Source organism: Vibrio sp. SNU_ST1 (assembly GCF_030563405.1).
Classification (GTDB): Bacteria; Pseudomonadota; Gammaproteobacteria; order Enterobacterales; family Vibrionaceae; genus Vibrio.
In genome coordinates this window covers 499768-521488 of record NZ_CP130748.1, presented here as the reverse complement: position 1 = coordinate 521488, position 21721 = coordinate 499768, and the positions used below count along the sequence as shown (strand labels likewise).

Here is a 21721-nt window from a genome sequence, read left to right as displayed (position 1 = left end):
AGATTACTGCTCTAAACGCTGAATAAGTTGCGCCGGAGGTAAGTAACCACTCACCAACTCACCACTTGCTAGCACGATAGCCGGAGTGCCATTGATGCCAAGCTCACGACCGAGTTGGTATTGTTTAGCAATGATCTGCTTTTGCTCTGCTAGGTCTTTACCAGACGCTGGCATTTGACGATTGACTTTAGCGTCATGCATAGCTGTTTTTGGATCATCAGACGCCCAGATTGCAGCCATTTGATCGGCAACTTGTCCTGTCGCACCTTGGCGTGGGTAAGCCATGTAACGAACGGTGATACCCAGATCGTTGTAGCCTTGCATCTGGCTGTGCAGACGAACACAGTAGCCACAGGTAATGTCAGTAAATACCGTCACAACGTACTTTTCGTTATCTGCTTTGTATTCGATAACCGTATCCGACATCGCTGCTACTTTTTCAGCATTCAGCGGAGCTTGACGCTCAGCCAAAACATCACTGAACTTACCGTTTTCATCCAAAGAGTAAAGAGTACCGGCTAGAAAGTGATCGCCCTCTGGAGAAGAAAAAATAATGCCGCTGTTGGTTTGAATTTCTAACAGGCCATCGATATCTGAAGGAGCAATCTTCTCGACCTTAATACCGATTTTTTCAAAGCGCTTCGTTAACGCGGCTGTATCAACAGCTTGCGCTGAAGCAGCTTCTACGGCTGTTGATGTTGTTTCTACTTTCGCTTCTGATGCATTACATGCAGTAATCATGAGAGGAAGCGCTAATAGAGGAAGACGGCGTAATACGCTCATTAAGTTCACCTTAAAAATAAATGGATTTAAGCACGTGGGTGATGCTGAGCGTGAATTTGCTTCAGCCTTTCAGTCGCCACGTGAGTATAAATTTGGGTTGTCGATAAGTCACTATGCCCTAGCAACATCTGTACGACCCTGAGATCTGCGCCATAGTTCAGTAAATGCGTTGCAAAAGCATGCCTTAATACGTGCGGCGACAATAATTCCGTGTCGATACCCGCTATCACCGAATAATGCTTGATACGATACCAGAACGTTTGACGGGTCATTTGCTTCGCTCGTTTACTTGGAAAAACCACATCCGAACTGTTATCACCCAACAATTGTGGACGACCTTGTTCGATAAATGTCTCTATCCAATCCACCGCATTTTCGCCCATTGGCACCAAGCGCTCTTTGCCACCTTTACCGATCACACGTACCACACCTTGTCTTAGGCTGATGTTTTCCATGGTCAGGCTAACGAGTTCCGTAACACGCAAACCAGTAGCGTAGAGTAACTCAAGCATCGCTTTATCGCGAAGCTCAATGGGGTCGTTTGGATCTGGTGCTTCAAGCAGCGAATCCACTTGCTCTTCACTTAAATCTTTCGGTAAGCGCTTCGGCAGTTTCGGGCTGATCAACAGCGCACTAGGATCGTCGGCTCTTACTTTCTCGCGATGTAAATATTGGAACAAGCGACGAATTGCCGACAACATACGGGCACGAGAAGTCTGCTTAAAGTCAGCATCAGCTAACCAGCCTTGATAGTCTTGTAGCCCTGACAGACTAATAAAATCGAGCCGATAATTATTCTTTTCCATCCACGTTAGAAGCTTAGACAGGTCGGTACGGTACGAGACAAGCGTATTCTCCGATAATCCTCGCTCCATCCACATAGCATCTAAAAACTGTTCTACTAGACCGTGGTCTGCGCTCTGCCCTTGAGGCGACTGCATAGTGTTACTCACAATATTGGAAACTGTTTTGAGAGTATGCCAGAGCAAATATGAATGCCATAAAAATTACGACTTGAGCGGATAATCGCTGCAATCGAAGTCGATTTATGGTTAGAATTCGCCATCTGAAATTAAAATCGAACGTTTGCTATGAAAATTGGATTATTTTACGGCTCAACCACCTGCTACACAGAAATGGCAGCAGAGAAAATTCGCGGCATTATTGGTGAAGACCTAGTTGATATCCATAACGTGAAAGAAACCCCTCTTTCATTGATGGCGGACTATGACCTTTTACTGCTTGGTATCTCAACGTGGGACTTCGGAGAAATCCAAGAAGATTGGAATGAACTGTGGGAAGACATCGCAACCACGCCAATGAAAGGCAAAATTGTGGCACTGTTTGGTTTAGGTGACCAAGAAGGCTACGGCGAGTGGTTCTTAGATGCGATGGGTCTATTGCATGATGAGCTGAAAATCGCTGGCGCTGAGTTTGTTGGTTTCTGGCCAAACGATGATAGCTACGAGTTTGAAGCCTCTAAAGCACTAACAGAAGACCAATCTCAGTTCGTTGGTTTGGCTCTCGATGAAGATTCACAATACGAGCTTAGCGACGACCGTATCGCAAGTTGGGTTGAACAAGTTCTGGTTGAGTACAGCGAAAAGCTATAACCAAACAGAATGCTACTAAGTTGCTGAATATTAAAAGACAACAGAATACAAAAAGGCCTCATTGCTGCGAAGTAATGAGGCCTTTTCTATTTCATTTCGAAGGACAATGTCATCTCAAAGGAAGATTAAACAGTCTCTTCTGTCATCTCTTGCTCTGTTGATTTACCAACGAAGAACATACAGATGATTGCGGCAGTCGTTGGAAGCAACCAACCCATACCGATTTCGAACAATGGCAGCATGTTCATTGCAGATACATCCATACCAGCAACTTTAGCACCATCGATAAGAGCAAACAGTAGAGACACTAATACCACCACGCGGTAAGCCGCTTTTGGATTAGGGAAACGGCTACGCAAGAATGTTAGTGCGACTAATGCGATTGCTACTGGATAAAGTGCAAACAGAACTGGAACAGACAGAGAAATTAACTGAGAAAGGCCAACGTTCGCTACGGTTGCACAAGCTACACCGTTGATGATTACCCAGGTCTTGTAAGACAGAGGTGTTAGCGAGCTGAAGTAATCAGAACATGCTGATACAAGGCCAATCGCCGTCGTTAGACAAGCCAATAGTACGATCACAGAAAGCACGAGTTGACCAGAAGGGCCAAACAAAGATTGGACGTATAGGCTTAAGATAGCGCCGCCATTATCTGCACCCGCTGCAACTGTTGCGCTTGTTGCGCCCAGGAAGAACAAAGAGATGTAAACAAACGCTAGACCCGCTGCGGCAATACAACCCGCACTAATTAGGTACTTAGTTGTTGCTGCGCGGTCAGTCACGCCTTTACTGCGAATTGCGTCAACAATCAGCATGCCAAACATCAAAGCAGCAAAAGTATCCATGGTGTTGTAGCCTTCAAGGAAACCTTTGGTCAGTGGCTGAGTGATGTACTCACCGTGAGCCGCAAGGACATCACCTTGTGGATTAATGAACACAGCAACTGCCAGTACAACCAAACCAACGAATAGTGCAGGCGTAAGTACCTTGCCAATCACGTCGATAAGCTTACCTTGCGACCATGAGAAGAACATTGCTACCACAAAAAATGCAATCGAAAAGAGAGTTAGGTGAGCTTGAGAGGCATCGATGAAGAACGGTTTCACCGCCATCTCATAAGCAACAAGGCCGGTACGTGGTGCAGCAAATGCAGGACCGATGATGATAAAGATCAGCACTGCCATGATGGTTGCAGCTTGCTTTGGAAGATCTTTAGTTAGATGACCCCATGAACCACCAGCCACTGCGACCGCGACGATAGTGATTAACGGCAGACCAACGGCGGTCAGCAGGAAACCAGACATCGCTGGAAGAAAGTGATCACCAGCTAATTGGCCAGCTAGAGGTGGGAAGATGATGTTACCCGCACCTAAGAAAAACGCAAAAAGCATAAAGCCCAATGCCATTATATCTGTTAGTTTTAGACTCTGTTTCACAGATAATCCTTAATTATATTTATGAGTTTATGTTGTGCTTACATGAATGTTACAGCGAGAAGCTGCCAATCAATCTTTAAAATAGTCGCGCATAATGACGAAACACTCGGCTAGCTGCAAGTCACCATAAAAAAACACCATATAAATTTGCACATATAAACAAAAAGTAGTGAATTAAACTAAATATACGCAGATGAACACAATTATCAACTAACAATCACCAGCAACAATAGATAAACAATTAGAACATTAATTCACACAAACGGTTAACATTAGAGCTAATCACTTAAAATATCTCGATAATCAGAATATTCATGAAAGACAAAACGATAAATACTAAAAGCTTCAATTTTAAGAGGTTCTCTATTTACGGAGGACAGAGCGGCATGCCTGTTAGCACCGATGGAGTACTACTCGGATCATGGATTAGCCTTGCCCCTAAATCATTAGTACTCGATATAGGGACAGGAACAGGTCTGTTGGCTTTGATGGCTGCGCAGCGTTTTGAGGATGCTTCAATCTCTGCGATCGATATTGATCAGCACGCCATTGATGCTGCCACAGTCAATATTGAGCAGTCGCCTTGGCAAGATCGTATCTCCCTTCATCACGACAGCGTGTTAACCACGGATTTCTCGCAACAATTTGATGCCATAATTTGTAATCCGCCCTACTTCAACTCTGGTGAACAGGCACAGCAAAGCCAAAGAGCCACCGCGAGACACACCGACAGCTTGGATCACCTTCAACTTGCCCAGCGTTGTTTCGAGATAACGACTGATGCCGCCACCGCCAGTTTTATACTCCCAACGCCAGAAGGAGAAGGTTTCATCAAACTTGCCGAGCAATGTGGTTGGTACCTAGCAAAACGCCTTGATGTGAAAACAACCGACAAAAAATCACCAAGCAGAATCCTGTTTGAACTATCTAAATATCCTGTTAGCGAGCAAGATTTGCAGCGTGAATCGCTTACGATCCATCACGATGGCGGTTATAGCGAGGCATTTATTGCCCTTACTAAAGATTTTTATCTCAAGATGTAGCAAATACCATGTGATCCTAATCACTAATGCTTCTATAATGTCCGACTACTCTTTTTTATCGTCTGCTTTTTGAGGCAGAAACATTTATTGCTTGTGGAGAAACAACAGTGATCAGAACCTTTGCAGAACTCGATCTAAACCAAGAGCTGCTTAAAGCAATTGACGAAATGGGCTACGAACGCCCAACACAGATACAAGCTGAAGCAATCCCACAAGCGTTAGATGGAAGAGACGTTTTGGCTTCTGCGCCAACAGGTACTGGTAAAACAGCATCATTTGTATTGCCAGCACTGCAATACCTACTGGATTTCCCACGTAAGAAATCTGGCCCTGCACGTATGCTTATCCTGACGCCAACGCGTGAGCTAGCAATGCAGATCACCGAACAAGCACGTGAGCTTGCTAAATACACCAGCCTGAATATCTTTACGATCACGGGCGGTGTGATGTACCAAGAGCACGCAGATATCTTAAGCACGACTCAAGATATCGTAGTCGCAACACCTGGTCGTTTAATGGAATACATTGAAGGCGAGCGTTTTGACTGCCGTGCGATTGAATGGTTAGTTCTCGATGAAGCCGACCGTATGCTAGACATGGGCTTTGGTCCTGTTGTTGACCGTCTGTCTGCGGAGTGTCGCTGGCGTAAACAAACTTTACTTTTCTCAGCAACGCTAGAAGGCAAAGGTATTGAAGGTTTCACTGAAGATCTTCTGAAAAACCCAGCAGAGATCGATGCGAAATCATCACTGCGTGAACGTAAGAAGATCACTCAATGGTATCACCGCGCCGATTCAGCTAAGCACAAGCTTGATATCCTAAAACATATCATCACAGAGCAAGCTGAACGCAGCATCATCTTCTTGAAGACTCGTGACCGCCTAGGTGACCTACGAGCTCAATTAGAAAGTGCACAGATCCCGTGTGTATGGATCCAAGGTGAAATGCCTCAAGATCGTCGTAACAACGCGATTTCTCGTTTCCGCGATGGTTCTATCAACGTACTGCTGGCAACTGACGTCGCAGCTCGTGGTATCGACCTTCCAGATGTAAGTCACGTTATTAACTACGATATGCCACGTACAGCAGATGTCTACCTACACCGTATCGGCCGTACGGCTCGTGCAGGTAAGAAAGGTAACGCGGTCTCTATCATTGAAGCGCACGATCAGCTAATGATTGAACGTGTTGCTCGTTACACTGAAGATGCGATCAAAGAGCGCTTCATCGAAGGCATGCGCCCAACGCATAAGAAAGCCGCGGTAACGAAGAAGAAGAAACCGAAGAAAGAAGATAAGAAAGCGGTAGCGAAGCAAAAAATTGCTAAGAAAAAGAAAATCGCTAAGAAAAAGAAAGCCGTTAAGAACAAGTAATCTAACCGCCTTTCAATGATTCAATAAAAAGCCCCATGCAGTTATGAACTGCATGGGGCTTTTCTTTGTCTGGTTTATTATTGTCTGGCTTGTTATCAGGCTAAATAATTAGGCATCTAATTTCAAACTCAAACCAAGAGTAACTAATTAGCCAAGGGCTGCTAGTTTTGCTCTTCACGCTTGAAGACTAACTCTTTCGCGTTCGACTCTTCTTCAACGAAGTAGTAACCCGCGGTATCAAATTTGGTCAGCGCTTCAACGGAATCAATTTTGTTCTCAATGATATAGCGAGCCATCATGCCACGCGCTTTCTTGGCGTAAAAACTGATCACCTTGTATTGACCATTCTTACTGTCTTTAAAAACTGGCGTGATGATTTGACCATCAAGGCTCTTCGGCTTCACCGCTTTAAAGTATTCGTTCGATGCTAGGTTGATCAACACATTATCGCCTTGAGCATTCAACGCTTCATTCAGTTTGTCTGTGATGATATTGCCCCAGAACTGATACAAGTTAGTGCCACGCTCATTAGCTAAGCGTGTGCCCATCTCTAGGCGGTAAGGCTGCATCAAATCCAATGGCTTCAATAACCCATATAGGCCAGAAAGCATGCGCAGGTGATTCTGTGCGTAATCAAAATCATCGTCCGACAATGTTTCAGCATCTAAGCCTGTGTAGACGTCACCTTTGAACGCCAAAATAGCTTGGCGAGCATTCTCTTGGGTAAAGGTCTCGCTCCATTGCTCAAAGCGCGCTACGTTCAGCCCAGCAATCTTATCGCTTACCTTCATCAGTGCTGATACATCAGCAGGTGTCAGCTTACGACACACTTCAATAAGCTCTGCAGAGTGTTCAACAAACTCTGGTTGGCTGAAGCGCTCAGTCGCTAATGGTGATTCGTAATCTAATGTCTTGGCTGGAGAAACGACAACTAACATAACTTTACCCTAATCGGTTATCTAACTGGATGCAGCTAGAGTATAGAAAAAACATCAACTTGTCTTTATGACTCTTCCTATTACTTTGATAGACAGATCTAGCTATAAGTCGCTTACAAAGAAAAGGTCGCAGACAAAGCAAAAATCACTCACCAAGAAAAATCGCAGACAGATAGAAATTGTAAACAGATAGAAATCGCAGGCAAAGAAAAAGGCTAAGGTAAAAACCTTAGCCTTTCTAATGATTTTAGGATGAGTGATGAATCACTCCTACAAGATTACTTCTTCTTGTTAACCCAAATACCATCTTCCAATTGAGCTTTGAGCTCTGGGAAATCATCCGCATCGAACGTTGGTACTTTACCCGCGTCTAATTGACGGTTGTAGTCTTTCGCTAGCTTAATCACGATACCCGACAGCAAGATGATCGCTACCAAGTTAACAATCGCCATTAGGCCCATCGATACGTCAGCTAATGCCCATACCGTTGGCAGTGTCGCGAGAGAACCGAACATAACCATACCCAGTACAACGATACGGAACAGCACTAGGCCCTTCTTGTTGTTGTGCTCTAAGAAGATAAGGTTTGTTTCTGCGTACGAGTAGTTTGCAATGATTGAAGTGAAAGCGAAGAAGAAAATCGCTACCGCTACAAAGATGCCACCCCATTCACCGACTTGTGCTGTTAGTGCACGTTGCGTTAGTTCGATACCCGTTACTTCACCGTGTGGTACATACTCACCAGACATCAGGATGATTGCTACTGTTGCTGAACAGATAACAATTGTGTCCATGAATACGCCTAGCATTTGCACGTAACCTTGTGATGCTGGGTGCGGTGGGTAAGGCGTAGCAGAAGCTGCTGCGTTTGGCGCAGAACCCATACCCGCTTCGTTCGAGAACAAACCACGTTTGATACCGTTAATCATCGCTTGTGCGATTGCGTAACCTAAGCCACCCGCTGCTGCTTCTTGCAGACCGAATGCACTCTTGAAGATAAGAGCCAGAACTTCAGGCACTTTTTCGATGTTCGCGAACATAACGTACATAGCGATAGCTAGGTAAGCCAATGCCATGATTGGAACAATGATTTCTGCAGTACGCGCAATCTTACGGATACCACCGAAGATAACGAATGCAGAAATAACAACAATACCAATACCAACGTAGCTACGCTCAAAGTCGAATGCCGTATTCATTGCGGTTGCAATCGCGTTCGCTTGAACAGCGTTGAATACAAGACCGAATGCAATGATCAGGAAGATAGAGAATAGAACCCCCATCCAACGCATGCCTAGGCCTTTCTCCATGTAGTATGCAGGGCCGCCGCGGTAATTGCCGTCGTTATCACGCGTTTTGTATAGCTGTGCTAGTGTGCTTTCTGCAAACGATGTTGCCATACCTAGCATGGCAATTAGCCACATCCAGAAGATAGCGCCAGGGCCACCAGCGGTTAGTGCTACAGCAACACCAGCCATGTTACCCGTACCGACACGAGCAGCGAGACTAGTACAAAGTGCTTGGAAAGAAGAGATACCTGCACTGTCTGCTTTACGGCTGTTTCTAAGAACAGAGAACATGTGGCCGAAATGGCGGAATTGAATGAAACCTAGTCGTACAGTGAAGTAGATACCCACACCGACGAGTAAGTAAACTAAGATAGATCCCCAAAGGAGATCGTTCATCAAATTGATTAAGTCTGTCACGTGAACCTCGTAATTGAGTTTAAGCACCGATCATGCTTCCTAGCCTTCCTCTAGATCACCTATGCCAGTGTCAATAGTTGTGTCGGCATTAGATTTATATTTATTTGCTGCGATCTAGATTGTAAATGTCGCTTCATGCATCCATTTTACGTATCAGTGTATTTTTTGACGGGCGGATAATGCAGCGAGACGGCCTAAAAATCAATATGCAAATGATTTTATATTAAAATGACATTTCACTAATAACACACCTTTTGTTAACACAACTCTCAACAATAGAGACCAATAAAAGTCACATTGTCGGGACATAATATCAACAAAAACCAAGGCACCATAAAAATAAAAACAGCATCCCATAAAAGTGACATCAGCCTAGGTTTTACAAGGTATAGTGAAGATTTGTGTTTTTTCCTAGGGTAATGAGATCCCTATACTGCACGGCACAATGCGCACTTAAATGCACTGTAGTCAAAATGCTATTCCATTTGCACAATGAATTAACATTCAATCCCCCCTAATTTAATCGGTTACTTAAGTTTGTTTGCTTGTTTTTTGTACACAAAAATCCACGCAATGTGTGAGCATGCATAATAAAACAGAACAAAACCTTCATATATTTGAAACAAATGAGAAACAAATCAAGGTTATTGTGAACCTAAATATGATATTTAATGGTTCGTAAGAACGAGTCCCACGGAAGGAGAGATGCTTATGGATAGCTTTCAATTCGATGAATTATCAGAACTAGAAATGCCTCGTACCACTCAAAAAACACGCTCTAAACCACTCAAACGTAAATGGCGTGAAATAGAGGCTATCAACGATCGTAGACAGCTTGAGAAAGAACTAAGAGAGATGAACCTAGGTCTCGATTTTAGCCTCGACGATATAAAGCTTTAATCAGCACGATAAGAAATCAGATAGCAAAAAGCACCTATATAGGTGCCTTTTTATTTTATGAGGTATTTAATCCGCTCAAAGCGTCATTTGGGAACTAACCCTCTAATATAGAGAGTATCTAAAATAGTCACGCTTCAACATGACAACTGGCTAAACGCACTCTTGTTCATTCTGTCGAACACGAGCCGCTAGTTGTTGGTACTCATCAGCAATTGTCTCTCCAAAGACAGGATCGTCTTCAGGTTGAAGCCATTGAGACTCCACCTCTTGCCAATCTTTAACTGTGAACGACTCAACAATCATTGGTAACACATGCTTCTCTTCATATTCCATGTGTTTTCGTTGAGCTTTAACAAAAGCTTCAAGCTGATCAATAAATACTTGTTGAGGAACGACCGCATCTTGAAGGATCATATCGACCACACCTAAAAAGTCCGCCGTTTTCTCAGAAAGCAATTGATGCTCCTGTTCCAAGTCTTCAATCACTTGATCACTGCCATATTGCTTAAGGTAGTAACGATAAATAACATCTTCTTTCGGGTGATGCACCTTGTCTGAATGGTCCATGAGATAATGAACCACCTCTGCGATCAGGCTATAGTTTATTTCTCGCTCTTGCTTTAGAAGCTCTAACTTATTGTTGAGTATCGCGAGCAAACGAGCCATATAGCCATGCTCTCGTCTTATCCTTTCAATCATCATAGTATTGCACTCCATTACACCTACTATTTATAAGTGTATACGAATATGCTGATTTATGATTTGACTCTGCTCGGAAAACCACCAACCGATACTTCTGTTGGTAAACGCCAGTCGATAGATTGTTGATCCATAGAAGAAAGTAGCTTGTTGGTTGTTGAGAAATGCTGACAACCGAAGAAACCACGGCGTGCTGATAATGGTGATGGATGAGGTGCAACCAACACATGGTGCTTGTCTGCATCAATCGCTTGGCCTTTCTTCTGGGCGTGTGCGCCCCACAACAAGAAGATGACCGGTTCAGAGCGCTTATTGAGCTCTGCAATAATGGCATCAGTAAAGGTTTCCCAACCACACTTAGCATGTGAATGGGCTTTTGCCTCTTCTACTGTCAGTACCGTATTCAACATCAACACCCCTTGAGATGCCCAAGAATCGAGGTAGCCATGACTCGGGATCTCAAAGCCCTCTATATCTTGCGCAAGCTCTTTATACATATTACGAAGAGAGGGCGGGATTTTCACGCCAGGAAGCACAGAAAATGCTAAGCCATGAGCTTGGTTAGCGCCGTGATAAGGATCTTGCCCCAGGATAACCACTCGTACGGACTCGAAAGGCGTCATATCGAAGGCACTGAACACCAACTCTTGTGGCGGGTAGATAGTTTTCCCACAATTACGTTGCTGTTTAACAAACGCGAGGACACCCTGAAAGTACTCTTTGTCACGTTCATCATTAATAATGGATTCCCAAGTCTTTGGTACGCTCATCGTTTTACTTCCCAATCATCAAGGTTTCTAGGGGCTTTCGCCAGACACAAAAATAGCTGTATCGGCTAACTGTCCTAAATAAGGCTTTAGGGCGTGTTGACCTTTCGTGGTTAAATTTTGTTCGAGATAAAAGCGTTTTAATCGCGGCGAGGGAGAAGTAGCCTAGTCATTCTAAGCAAACCTCCCTCAACAAAGAGTAAAACGCTTTTAGCCGAACCCTCCGGGCAGCGTTTGCTAGTCATTTCTACTGCGTTAGCGGCTTCTCATGTAGGCTAGCTACACGTCAAAGCCTCTGCCTTGTATAAATACCCAGCAACTCGCTGCAAAAATCAGCTCGAAAGATCAACACGCCCTATTTATACCTCATACAGCTATCAATAAACATGATGGGTAGGGTTCACTTGTTGATGAATCATAATAATCAGTTCAAGTTGTGTTTATCTCGATTAACCACTTTTCTGCTGTGTACGGTGGTGGCCATGGTTATGCACATGACGGTTTGGGGTCGGTAAACGGCGAGCAGCAGATACGGTTGAAGTTTGGGCTTGTGAATACATAAAGGCACCTCCTCTAAGGCATCGTGAACTACATATTCACTTTAGTACTATGGAAGAAAGGTGCCAATTTTTAGAAATAGACGGAAATAAATTTCTCCCTCTATTATTACGCTTCTTCGCTCACTGCCGTTGCTGAGCGATGGAACATTCTAAGCTGTTGAATTTCCTCTTTCCAGATCGTCGAATCAATGGTTTCCAAGATCAGAGGAATACCATTAAAGCGAGAATCCGAGGCAATAAATTCAAAACAATCCCAGCCAATTTCACCTTTTCCTAAAGAATGATGTCGATCGACTCGGCTCGCGAACTCAGCTTTTGAATCATTGATGTGCATTGCTCTTAGATAGTGCATGCCCACAATGCGGTCGAACTCTGCAAAAGTATGCTCACACGCTTCTTTTGTTCGTAGGTCGTAACCGGCAGTAAAGGTATGGCAGGTATCTAAACACACGCCGACGCGTGACTTATCTTCTACTTGGTCGATGATCTCTGCTAGGTGCTCAAATCTCCAACCCAGATTAGTCCCCTGCCCTGAGGTATTCTCAATCACTGCAATTACATCAGGCACCGCTTGGTGAGCCAAGTTGATAGACTCAGCGATCTTGGCCAAACATTCGCTTTCTGAGATTTTCTTCAAATGACTCCCAGGATGAAAATTCAAAAGCGTGAGTCCGAGTTGATTACAACGCTCCATTTCATCAATAAAAGCCGCACGTGATTTCTCTAGCTTCTCTTCTTCTGGTGCTCCTAGGTTAATAAGGTAAGAGTCATGAGGAAGGATATTCTCAGCACTAAAGCCCAACATCTTACAGTTGGCTTTAAATGCACTAATGGTTTTCGCTTCCAGCGGCTTTGCTGCCCACTGTCTTTGGTTTTTGGTAAACAGCGCAAAAGCATTGGCACCGATCTCTCTTGCGCGCATTGGCGCCTGATCAACACCACCAGCAGCAGACACATGAGCACCAATAAACTTAATATTGGTTTGAGGTTTTGAGGATGAATTATTGTTTGTCATTAAATCACTTTACACTTTCAGAATGCTTAATAAATAAAGAGTCGTATTGCTTGCAGGTCAATAAAAACACAACGAATGTAGTAAACTTACAACAAATACAACTGTTAAATATTTTTTATACTTTAAAATATTTTGTAATTACTTTGTTTTCAAAGGTTTTATTGATTTAACTCAAAGTAATCACCTTGAAAAAAATGAGGTTTTTGGTTGTTTTTTGACTTAAATCAATATTAAACTACCACAAACTAGGTATATATTACTCAGCTCAATAAAATTCGAAAGTTAACACCATAATCAAACCACATAAAGTGGACTAGGAGATAGTTATGATCCAAGGTATTCAAATTACTAAAGCAGCAAACGACGACCTACTAAACTCAATCTGGCTACTAGACAGCGAGAAGAACGAAGCTCGTTGTGTTGTTGCTACATCTGGTTTTGAAGCAGACCAAGTTATCTCAGCAGCAGACCTAGGCGAATACGAAAGCCGTGAAGTTGCTATCGAAGCAGCACCACGCATCGAAGGTGGTCAACACCTAAACGTTAACGTTCTTAAGCGTGAAACGCTAGAAGATGCCGTTGCTCACCCAGAGAACTACCCACAGCTAACTATCCGTGTATCGGGTTACGCTGTACGTTTCAACTCTCTAACTACTGAACAGCAACGTGACGTTATCGCACGTACGTTCACTGAGTCTCTATAATTTTTAGAGCTTGAATTAGAATACAAAAACGGCGCTCATTGAGCGCCGTTTTTATTTGTTCAACAATACAGATGTAGGTTACGGTTGAACTCGACGAAGCACTGTTTTAAGCGCTTCAAAATCGTTATCTAGATCTTCAGACAACAACTCCATCGCCGCGTGTTTTGCTAGCGGGCCAGGAAGTTCAATATCAGTACCTAAAATGTCATCAACCACTTCTTTGAATTTAGCCGGGTGTGCCGTACACAAGAACAGGCCAGTCTCATTCTCTTGCAGTTGCTCTTCCAATAGACGGTAAGCAATCGCACCATGAGGCTCACAAAGGTAACCTTGAGCTTTTAGATCACGTACTGATTCAGCACTCTGCTCATCAGATACTTTACCTTTACCCAAAGTATCCAGTCCCCAACCTTTCAGTTGGCAAAGCTCTTCGATACGTGGCCAGTTGTTTGGTTGGCTTACGTCCATCGCGTTCGATGTTGTCGCAACCGTTGGTTTTGGATCCCATTGACCTGTTTCTAGGTAACGAGGAACCGTGTCGTTTTCGTTGGTTGCTGCAATGAAGCGTTTAACCGGTAAGCCTAGCGCTTTCGCTAATAGACCCGCAGTTAGGTTACCAAAGTTACCACTTGGTACAGATATAACCAAGTTTTCACGTTGCTCTTTAGTTAGCTGAGCAGCCGCCTCAAAGTAGTAACAGATCTGAGCCATCAAACGGCTGATGTTGATTGAGTTTGCTGAGTTCAAGCCAATCTCTTTGCGCAGTTCAGCATCGTCGAATGCGTCTTTTACTAGTGCCTGACACGCATCAAAGTCTCCATCGATCGCTACAGTGTGGATGTTCTTACCTAGCGTACAGAATAGCTTTTCTTGCAGTGGGCTGATCTTGCCTTTCGGGTATAGGATAACAACGTTGATGTTTTCCATACCGTAGAATGCGTGTGCAACCGCCGCGCCAGTATCACCCGATGTAGCCGTTAAGATAGTGATTTGACCGCCATCAGAAACCGCAGCTAAAGATTGAGCCATAAAACGGCCACCGAAATCTTTAAATGCTAACGTTGGACCGTGAAACAGTTCAAGAGCGTAAACACCGTCTTTCACTTGCTTGATCGGAGCTGGGAATTGGAATGCCGCATCCACTAGTTGATCAATCTGTTCTTTTGGCAATTCATCACCAATTAGAGCAGAAAGAATCTTTGAACTACGAGGGACAAAGTCCTCTGCAAGTAGTACATCGATGTCATCGAACTTAGGCAGCTCTGATGGGAAAAATAGACCTTGGTTACGGCCTAGACCTTGACGAACGGCTTGGCCAAAAGAGACTTGCTCATCGTTTTCTTTGATGTTGTACAGCTTCATAACTCACTTCCTGTAACGATCGAACCTTGTTTATCTAAGCGACAAACGTGGACGAATCCTTCTTCATTTTGTACGTAATTTTGTTCTAACCAGCGTGCAACACGCTCGGCGACATCTTGTTCTTTGCAAATGCTAAATAGCGTAGGGCCACTACCAGAAATTCCAGTAGCTAATGCTCCTGCTGACGTTGCATATTTGCGAGCATCAGCAAACCCTGGAAGCAGTTTCTCACGATATGGTTCAGCAATCACGTCTTTGATCATCTTAGCCGCGAGCTCGGGCTGACCAGAGTGACAAGCATGAATAAAGCCCGCTAAATGACGACCATGAGCAATCACATCTTGACGGCGATACTGAGAAGGCAAGATCTCTCGCGCTTCGGCCGTTGAAACCTTGATGCCAGGGTAAGCCATTACCCAATACCAATCGTCAAAACATGGAACCTCTTGGCTAATAATGCCAAGCTCTTCCAACATTAATTGCACACCACCAAGGTAACATGGCGCAACGTTATCATAGTGGATACCACCTGAAATCTTACCTTCCATTTCACCCATAAGAGCAAGCAGTTCAGTTTCATTCAACGGTTGACCATGAAAACGGTTCAAGGCATCAAGCGCCGCGACAATTGAACATGCACTCGACCCTAAACCGGAACCGATAGGCATGTTCTTCTCTAGCGTCATCTCTAGAGACTTAACTGAGATACCTTTCTTGTCTAACTCGCGAGAGAACACAACCCAGCAGTCGTAGACAATATTTTCTTTGGTTTCAGTTGGCAGCTTAGAAACAAAGCTGCCTGCTGTTTTTAGCGAGAACGGTTCATCACCAGCTTTAACCATTACTCGGTCACCAAGCAATGTACCATCCACTGGAGACACTGCGGCCCCCAGCACATCAAACCCTACACTGACATTACCGATTGATGCAGGAGCATAAACGACAACATCCATATCACTTGAACTCATTCCTAAACTCCTAATTTCCAACCAAGAGTACGCATCACATCAGAGAATACGCCTGCTGCTGTAACTTCAGTACCTGCACCGTAGCCACGCAGAACGAGTGGGATTGGCTGGTAGTAACGGCTGTAGAATGCCAGAGCGTTCTCGCCATCTTTAATCTTAAACATTGGGTCATCGCCATCAACAGCTGCGATACGAACCTTACATTTACCTTCAGCGATCTCACCCACATAACGAAGTACTTTGCCTTCTTCTGCTGCGATAGCTGACTGCTCTTTGAAGTATGCGTCCGCTTCTGGCAAGCGAGCCATGAACTCGTCAACCGTACCTGAATCATCAAAACCCGGTGGCAATGCTTGGTCAACTTCAACATCTTCAAGCTCAAGAGCCATACCCGCTTCACGAGCAAGAATAAGTAGCTTACGCGCCACATCCATACCAGACAGATCATCACGAGGATCCGGTTCAGTGAAGCCGTTATCTTTAGCAATGTTGGTTGCTTGGCTGAGTGTCATTCCTTCATCAAGCTTGCCGAAGATGTAAGACAGTGAACCAGAAAGAATACCGTTGAACTTCTCAAGCTCATCACCTGCAGAGATTAGGTTCTGTAGGTTTTCGATTACCGGTAGACCTGCGCCTACTGTTGTCTCGTACATCAGCTTACGACGAGAGTTACGTGCCACTTCACGAAGTTGATGGTAGTAAGCCATGCTTGCCGTGTTGGCTTTTTTGTTTGGTGTTACAACGTGGAAACCAGCCGCTAGGAAATCTGCGTATTGTCCTGCAATACCTTCGCTAGACGTACAATCAACCAACACTGGGTTGATGATGTGGTTACGTTGAACAAGTGCAGCTAAACGCGCTAGGCTAAACTCTTCTGTCGCACTCGACATACGATCACGCCACTGTTCTAGCGGTAGACCGTCACTGTCTAGCAACAAACCTTTGCTGTTTGCTAGGCCGCATACGCGAATCACGATGCCTTTTTCAGCCAGTTTACCTTGTTGACGTTGAATCTGGTCAACAAGCTCACCACCGACACCGCCAACACCGACGACGAAGACGTCAAGAAAGTGCTTAGAGTTGAATAGGTTTTCGTGACACGCTTTGATTGCTTCTGAGATTTTATCTTCAGGGATAACCGCAGAGATAGCGCGCTCTGAAGAGCCTTGAGCAATAGCAACGATGTTGACGTTCACTTCAGCCAGTGAAGAGAAAAACTGAGAAGCCACGCCACGTGATGTACGCATACCGTCACCCACCAGCGTCACAATCGCAACATCATCCATGAACTCAACGGGCTCTAATAGGCCATCTTTAAGCTCAAGTTCAAACGCATCTGACAACACTTGCTTCGCTTTCACTTTGTCAGCTGATTCAATACAGAAGCTGATGCTGTACTCAGAAGAAGATTGAGTAATAAGGACAATAGAAACGCCTGCAGAAGACATCGCGCCGAATACACGACTCGCCATGCCTACCATGCCCTTCATACCAGGGCCTGATACGTTAACCATGGTTAGGTCACTTAGCGTAGTGATACCTTTGATCGCTAGGTTATCTTCGCCAGTGTCTTGGCCAATCAAAGTGCCTGCACCCTGTGGGTTGAAGCTGTTTTTGATCAGACATGGAATATGGAATTGTGCGATAGGTGCGATTGTTTTCGGGTGTAGTACTGAAGCACCGAAGTAAGAAAGCTCCATCGCTTCTTGGTAGCTAAGTGATTTAAGAAGACGGGCATCATCTACTAAGCGTGGGTCACAGTTGTAAACACCATCGACGTCAGTCCAGATCTCACAACAGTCTGCACGTAGACACGCTGCCAATACAGCCGCAGAATAGTCTGAGCCATTACGGCCAAGCGTTACTAGCTCGCCTTTTTCATTACCCGCCGTAAAGCCAGGCATGATGTTAACGTGACCTTGTGGAAGTGGAGATTGACGGAAGTTCTGTGTAGAAATGTCCACATCCACCATAGCTTCAAGATGATCACCTTGAGCATAGAGGTATTCCACTGGGTCAATCAGGCTTGCTGATTGGCCTTTCGCTTCAAGTACCGCTTTCATTAACTGGATTGAAACTCGCTCACCTTTACTAATGATACGAGCATTTACGTGATTCGGGCACATGCCCAGTAGGTTAATACCATTCACGAACTGCTTAAGTTGAGCAAGAGAGGTATCGACTTGCTCTTGAAACGCAGAACCATCTACTGACGGCAATACCGCTTGAATCTCTGCAAACAATGCAGAAAATGATGATTCGATCTCTGAAATCTGTGTGTTAGCTTCACCGTTTTTCAATGCAGCTTCAATAACAGCGACCAACTTATTGGTTGTTTTTCCTGGAGCCGATAGTACAACGGCTAGCTCTTCTTGCTGGGCATTATTAGCGATGATATCCGCCGCTCGTAAAAAACGATCTGCATCAGCTAATGATGAACCTCCAAACTTTAAAACGCGCATCCCTTTCTCCATAAGTCATAAAAATGGTACAAAAAAAGGCCTGTATCTTGTTGGATACAGGCCTTTTTTTTAAAATCCGTTACTTAGCAGCCTGCCCCAACAATGTGAATGTCGGTAATAATAATGGTGGTGGTCATTACTAGGTGGCTTACATGCTGCATATCAAATTCTCTGCTTGTGCTTTACTCTACGTGTATCAATTTTTACTACTATGCGTCAATGAAAAGTTGCTTTTTTTTTACATTCACACCGTTTTTCAGAGCAAACCTTCATTTAAGAGATAAAACACCCTGCATCAACCTGCCATTCAGAAACTGGATTAACTCATCAAACAAACAGAAGCAATCAATTGCATATATGGTCATAACAAAATGCTATATCGATAGTACAGCGAATATACAAGTCCTGTGCTTTAATTGAACAATAACGTTCGAAAAACAATAATAATGACATCAGGAGTGGGAAATGAAGAGATTACTTATTCTTTTAGTCTTTGCTATGCCTGTTGTTTGTTCAGCGAACAATTTACCGCTACTGAACAGTTTGCCTTTGCTCCCCAGTCAAATCGATCGCTCTGCCCATAAGTTTTTTATCTCCACGCAAAGTGCATCGAGTGAAAGCTTTGATACTTGGACAGTAGACAGTGGTTATTCTTATAGCTTGTTTTCTGATGTGGACCTTTATGTCGGTACACGAATCAACACTGCGGCACTGAAATATGAGAGTGGATTCTTGAGTGGTGTTAGTTATCAGTTTTCCGAAAGAGTCTCTTTCAACAGCTCTCTACACACCTATAACAATGAAACCGAAGACAATGAGAAATCGGTAGCCGCAGAGCTTTCCAGCCGCGTGCAGCTAACCGACAATCTAGATATGCATGCCACCCTTGACTATGAAGAGTGGCAACAAGGTGTTGAAGTAGGATTAGGGTTCCGCTTCTAATCTATCCCACTTCTTTATTGATGAGGCCATTACGATTCAATTAACAATTCAGTTGAAATTAACACACCATTCCAATCGGCATAAATGTAATCACCTGGTTGAATCAGTTGATTATGTACCGTGAGCGTGACATTAACTTGCCCAACACCATGCTTCTCGGTTTTAAATGGAGAGGCTCCTAGAGCTTGAATACCAAGATCCATCTGCGCCATCATCGCCACATCTCGAACCGCACCATTCACAATGACACCTTCCCAGCCATTTTCTATGGCTAAAATAGCCAATTGGTCGCCAAGTAACGCTTTTTGACACGACCCATTACCGTCTACAACGAGTACTTTGCCGCAGCCATCGGTCTCTAAAACCTCACGAACCTTGGAATTATCGTGATAACAACGAACTGTTACAATTTTTCCCCAGAACGCACCACGCTGGCCGAAGTTCTGTAATGGCATATTCAGTAGCGTGACTTTGCTTTCAAACTCATCACATAAGTCAGGTGTTATATCGTGCATATATCCTCCGTGAGTAAGGCAAACCTATTAAGTCAGGTGAGCCTCTATGCTTTTATATGTTATTAAGATTAATCCTTTGTTTTCATTGTTCTATGCCCAATTGAATACGAAATAAAAGTTGATTGAGCATATTTATCTACTAGACTCTAAGGACAGCTTTCAGCTTCCTTGGTTCATAGTCCGGTCTTTAGCAAGCAAGATGTGCGAAACATCTCGAATAATCATTCTTATTTTGGTGCTAAATAGTCACCATAACATTGGTTAAGTTGTAGCCATACTATTAAAGTTTGTTGCGATACGGCAATTGATGTAAATCAACAAACTGAATGGAATTAACATTCTCGCGTTGTTAGCATGCTGTTAACATTATAGAATCCTCTTAAATCACTAAAAGAATGATTGAAAGGCGTACTGGATCTACGTTATTGGGCAATACTTCAAGGAAGGCAGATAGCTGGAAGTAAGTGTTTTTTTGAAAACTTTAAGTTATCATCAAAAATACATTACCTGTATGTTATGTTTTGCCTAGAATTTATTCTATTAGCACAGTTTCGTCACAAATTTAGGTACCGCCAAATGCAAACCCCGCAGATTCTTATCGTTGAAGATGAGCAAGTAACTCGTAACACTCTAAAGAGTATTTTTGAAGCAGAGGGATATGCTGTTTTTGAGGCTAGCGACGGTGAAGAGATGCACCAAGTGCTATCTGACAACCAAGTTAACCTTGTAATTATGGACATCAACCTTCCAGGTAAGAATGGCCTACTACTTGCCCGTGAACTGCGTGAGCAAGCAAACGTAGCGCTTATGTTCTTAACAGGTCGTGATAATGAAGTTGATAAGATCCTTGGCCTAGAGATCGGCGCAGATGACTACATCACAAAGCCTTTCAACCCTCGTGAGCTGACTATCCGTGCACGCAACCTTCTGAACCGTTCAATGAGCACAAGCTCTGTTCAAGAAGAAAAGCGTAGCGTTGAGAAGTACGAGTTCAATGGTTGGGTACTAGATATCAACAGTCGTTCTCTGGTTAGCCCAGATGGCGAAGGCTACAAGCTACCTCGTTCAGAGTTCCGTGCTCTACTTCACTTCTGTGAGAACCCAGGTAAGATCCAAACACGTGCAGACCTTCTTAAGAAGATGACTGGCCGTGAGCTTAAGCCACACGATCGTACTGTAGACGTAACAATCCGTCGTATTCGTAAGCACTTTGAATCTGTTTCTGGCACACCAGAAATCATCGCGACGATTCACGGTGAAGGCTACCGCTTTTGTGGTGACCTAGAAGACTAATTCGATTCGCGCTTCTGGTCGTTTAGTTCTTGTCGTCGGTTAGCACTTCTAAACCGATAGCACTTCTAACAAGTTAGTACTTATAAGCCGTTAGTACTTCTAGTAATCGAAGCGTGATCAATCGTTATTAAAAAGGGAGAATGCCAACGCATTCTCCCTTTTTTATTGTTCATTGTTCGCTAAGGCTAAGGTTTTAGTAAACCGTATCTACCTTAACGTCTTTCTCGACTAGCCACTTCACGGTTTCGCCATCTTTGAGTTCAATCGCAACATCAACAGGCTTATCACTGTCGATCTCTAACTGCCATACAAAAGCAACTTCCCACTGCGTTTCACTGTGTGTTCTTAAATCTAGATCGTCAGCTGTTACCAACAAGGTATCTGCACCCTGTTTAACCGTCACACTCTCAACCGCAAGTGTTGCTGGTAATTGTGAGTCAGACTCTAGGTAGATAGCACCATGTAGAGTCTTATCTTGAGCCTCCCCAATCGTAGGCATTTTGTTGTGCCACAGGTTGCTTTTCATTGTGACTGTCGCTGCAGATACTTCTACTTGATTATCTTGCTGCCATTCTACTTGTGGCGTAGAACAACCCGCTAATGCTACTACACATGCGGCAAATGCTAATTTTTTCATTA

General features: G+C 43.9%; 20 protein-coding genes and 1 other annotated feature. Of the genes, 7 read left to right on the top strand and 13 right to left on the bottom strand.

Annotation, left to right across the window (positions count from 1 at the left end):
• Positions 1-3: 3 nt before the first annotated feature.
• Positions 4-783, bottom strand: coding sequence for a thioredoxin fold domain-containing protein (locus Q5H80_RS02305; protein WP_304568358.1), 780 nt, complete (start codon positions 781-783; stop codon positions 4-6).
• A 26-nt stretch (positions 784-809) separates the two neighbouring features.
• A complete protein-coding gene (gene xerD, locus Q5H80_RS02300) occupies positions 810-1724 on the bottom strand; it encodes a site-specific tyrosine recombinase XerD (RefSeq protein ID WP_041472738.1) in 915 nt (304 codons plus the stop codon).
• Positions 1725-1874: 150 nt separating this feature from the next.
• Here xerD and fldB point away from each other — a divergent pair, with 150 nt between their 5' ends.
• Positions 1875-2396 carry a flavodoxin FldB gene (gene fldB / locus Q5H80_RS02295; RefSeq protein WP_304568353.1) on the top strand — a complete coding sequence of 174 codons (522 nt, stop codon included), beginning with the start codon at positions 1875-1877 and terminating at the stop codon, positions 2394-2396.
• 125 nt (positions 2397-2521) lie between these two features.
• Here fldB and brnQ read toward each other — a convergent pair whose 3' ends face one another.
• On the bottom strand, positions 2522-3835 hold the full coding sequence (gene brnQ, locus Q5H80_RS02290) for a branched-chain amino acid transport system II carrier protein (protein ID WP_304568351.1): 1314 nt from the start codon (positions 3833-3835) through the stop codon (positions 2522-2524).
• 314 nt (positions 3836-4149) lie between these two features.
• On the opposite strand from brnQ, the gene Q5H80_RS02285 reads away from it, so the two are divergent.
• Both Q5H80_RS02285 and srmB read left to right on the top strand, forming a co-directional pair.
• Complete coding sequence (locus Q5H80_RS02285; RefSeq protein ID WP_304568349.1) at positions 4150-4878, top strand: tRNA1(Val) (adenine(37)-N6)-methyltransferase; 729 nt, start codon at positions 4150-4152, stop codon at positions 4876-4878.
• A 107-nt stretch (positions 4879-4985) separates the two neighbouring features.
• A complete protein-coding gene (gene srmB / locus Q5H80_RS02280) occupies positions 4986-6251 on the top strand; it encodes an ATP-dependent RNA helicase SrmB (RefSeq protein WP_009848422.1) in 1266 nt (421 codons plus the stop codon).
• 161 nt (positions 6252-6412) lie between these two features.
• Here the strand turns inward: srmB and yaaA are convergent, their stop codons facing one another.
• Together yaaA and Q5H80_RS02270 are read right to left on the bottom strand one after the other, a co-directional pair.
• Complete coding sequence (gene yaaA / locus Q5H80_RS02275) at positions 6413-7189, bottom strand: peroxide stress protein YaaA (protein ID WP_304568345.1); 777 nt, start codon at positions 7187-7189, stop codon at positions 6413-6415.
• Between the two features lie 278 nt (positions 7190-7467).
• A complete protein-coding gene (locus Q5H80_RS02270; protein WP_304569364.1) occupies positions 7468-8895 on the bottom strand; it encodes a sodium:alanine symporter family protein in 1428 nt (475 codons plus the stop codon).
• 711 nt (positions 8896-9606) lie between these two features.
• On the opposite strand from Q5H80_RS02270, the gene Q5H80_RS02265 reads away from it, so the two are divergent.
• Positions 9607-9795 (top strand): DUF3545 family protein, encoded by a 189-nt coding sequence (locus Q5H80_RS02265; RefSeq protein WP_009848419.1) that lies wholly within the window; start codon positions 9607-9609, stop codon positions 9793-9795.
• A 150-nt stretch (positions 9796-9945) separates the two neighbouring features.
• Here Q5H80_RS02265 and Q5H80_RS02260 read toward each other — a convergent pair whose 3' ends face one another.
• The 3 genes from Q5H80_RS02260 to nfo form a co-directional block, all read right to left on the bottom strand.
• Complete coding sequence (locus Q5H80_RS02260) at positions 9946-10497, bottom strand: hemerythrin domain-containing protein (protein WP_304568343.1); 552 nt, start codon at positions 10495-10497, stop codon at positions 9946-9948.
• 53 nt (positions 10498-10550) lie between these two features.
• A complete protein-coding gene (gene ung, locus Q5H80_RS02255; RefSeq protein ID WP_304568341.1) occupies positions 10551-11264 on the bottom strand; it encodes a uracil-DNA glycosylase in 714 nt (237 codons plus the stop codon).
• Positions 11265-11927: 663 nt separating this feature from the next.
• On the bottom strand, positions 11928-12836 hold the full coding sequence (gene nfo / locus Q5H80_RS02250; RefSeq protein ID WP_304568339.1) for a deoxyribonuclease IV: 909 nt from the start codon (positions 12834-12836) through the stop codon (positions 11928-11930).
• Positions 12837-13162: 326 nt separating this feature from the next.
• Between nfo and grcA the strand changes: the two genes are divergently transcribed.
• Complete coding sequence (grcA, locus tag Q5H80_RS02245; RefSeq protein WP_009848415.1) at positions 13163-13540, top strand: autonomous glycyl radical cofactor GrcA; 378 nt, start codon at positions 13163-13165, stop codon at positions 13538-13540.
• Positions 13541-13618: 78 nt separating this feature from the next.
• Here grcA and thrC read toward each other — a convergent pair whose 3' ends face one another.
• Genes thrC through thrA form a run of 3 tightly spaced genes read right to left on the bottom strand, consistent with a single transcriptional unit; the run spans position 13619 to position 18332 of the window.
• Positions 13619-14902 carry a threonine synthase gene (gene thrC, locus Q5H80_RS02240; RefSeq protein ID WP_304568333.1) on the bottom strand — a complete coding sequence of 428 codons (1284 nt, stop codon included), beginning with the start codon at positions 14900-14902 and terminating at the stop codon, positions 13619-13621.
• Entirely contained in the window at positions 14899-15855 is a 957-nt protein-coding gene (thrB, locus tag Q5H80_RS02235) for a homoserine kinase (protein WP_009848413.1), read from the bottom strand. Before thrB ends, thrC begins: the two co-directional genes overlap by 4 nt.
• A gap of 17 nt (positions 15856-15872) precedes the next feature.
• The gene (thrA, locus tag Q5H80_RS02230; protein ID WP_304568331.1) at positions 15873-18332 is read right to left on the bottom strand and encodes a bifunctional aspartate kinase/homoserine dehydrogenase I; all 2460 of its coding nucleotides are present in this window, start codon (positions 18330-18332) and stop codon (positions 15873-15875) included.
• A 29-nt stretch (positions 18333-18361) separates the two neighbouring features.
• Positions 18362-18480 (bottom strand) — a sequence feature (Thr leader region).
• Between the two features lie 317 nt (positions 18481-18797).
• Here thrA and Q5H80_RS02225 point away from each other — a divergent pair.
• Positions 18798-19274 (top strand): ribonuclease regulator, encoded by a 477-nt coding sequence (locus tag Q5H80_RS02225; RefSeq protein WP_304568329.1) that lies wholly within the window; start codon positions 18798-18800, stop codon positions 19272-19274.
• Positions 19275-19303: 29 nt separating this feature from the next.
• On the opposite strand, the gene Q5H80_RS02220 is transcribed toward Q5H80_RS02225, so the two are convergent.
• Positions 19304-19789, bottom strand: a complete 486-nt coding sequence (locus Q5H80_RS02220) for a putative 4-hydroxy-4-methyl-2-oxoglutarate aldolase (RefSeq protein WP_017084784.1) — start codon at positions 19787-19789, stop codon at positions 19304-19306.
• A gap of 576 nt (positions 19790-20365) precedes the next feature.
• Between Q5H80_RS02220 and arcA the strand changes: the two genes are divergently transcribed.
• Positions 20366-21082: a two-component system response regulator ArcA gene (gene arcA, locus Q5H80_RS02215; RefSeq protein ID WP_004741534.1), complete on the top strand. Its 717-nt coding sequence runs from the start codon at positions 20366-20368 to the stop codon at positions 21080-21082.
• 193 nt (positions 21083-21275) lie between these two features.
• Here arcA and Q5H80_RS02210 read toward each other — a convergent pair whose 3' ends face one another.
• On the bottom strand, positions 21276-21719 hold the full coding sequence (locus Q5H80_RS02210) for a hypothetical protein (protein ID WP_304568297.1): 444 nt from the start codon (positions 21717-21719) through the stop codon (positions 21276-21278).
• Positions 21720-21721: the final 2 nt, after the last annotated feature.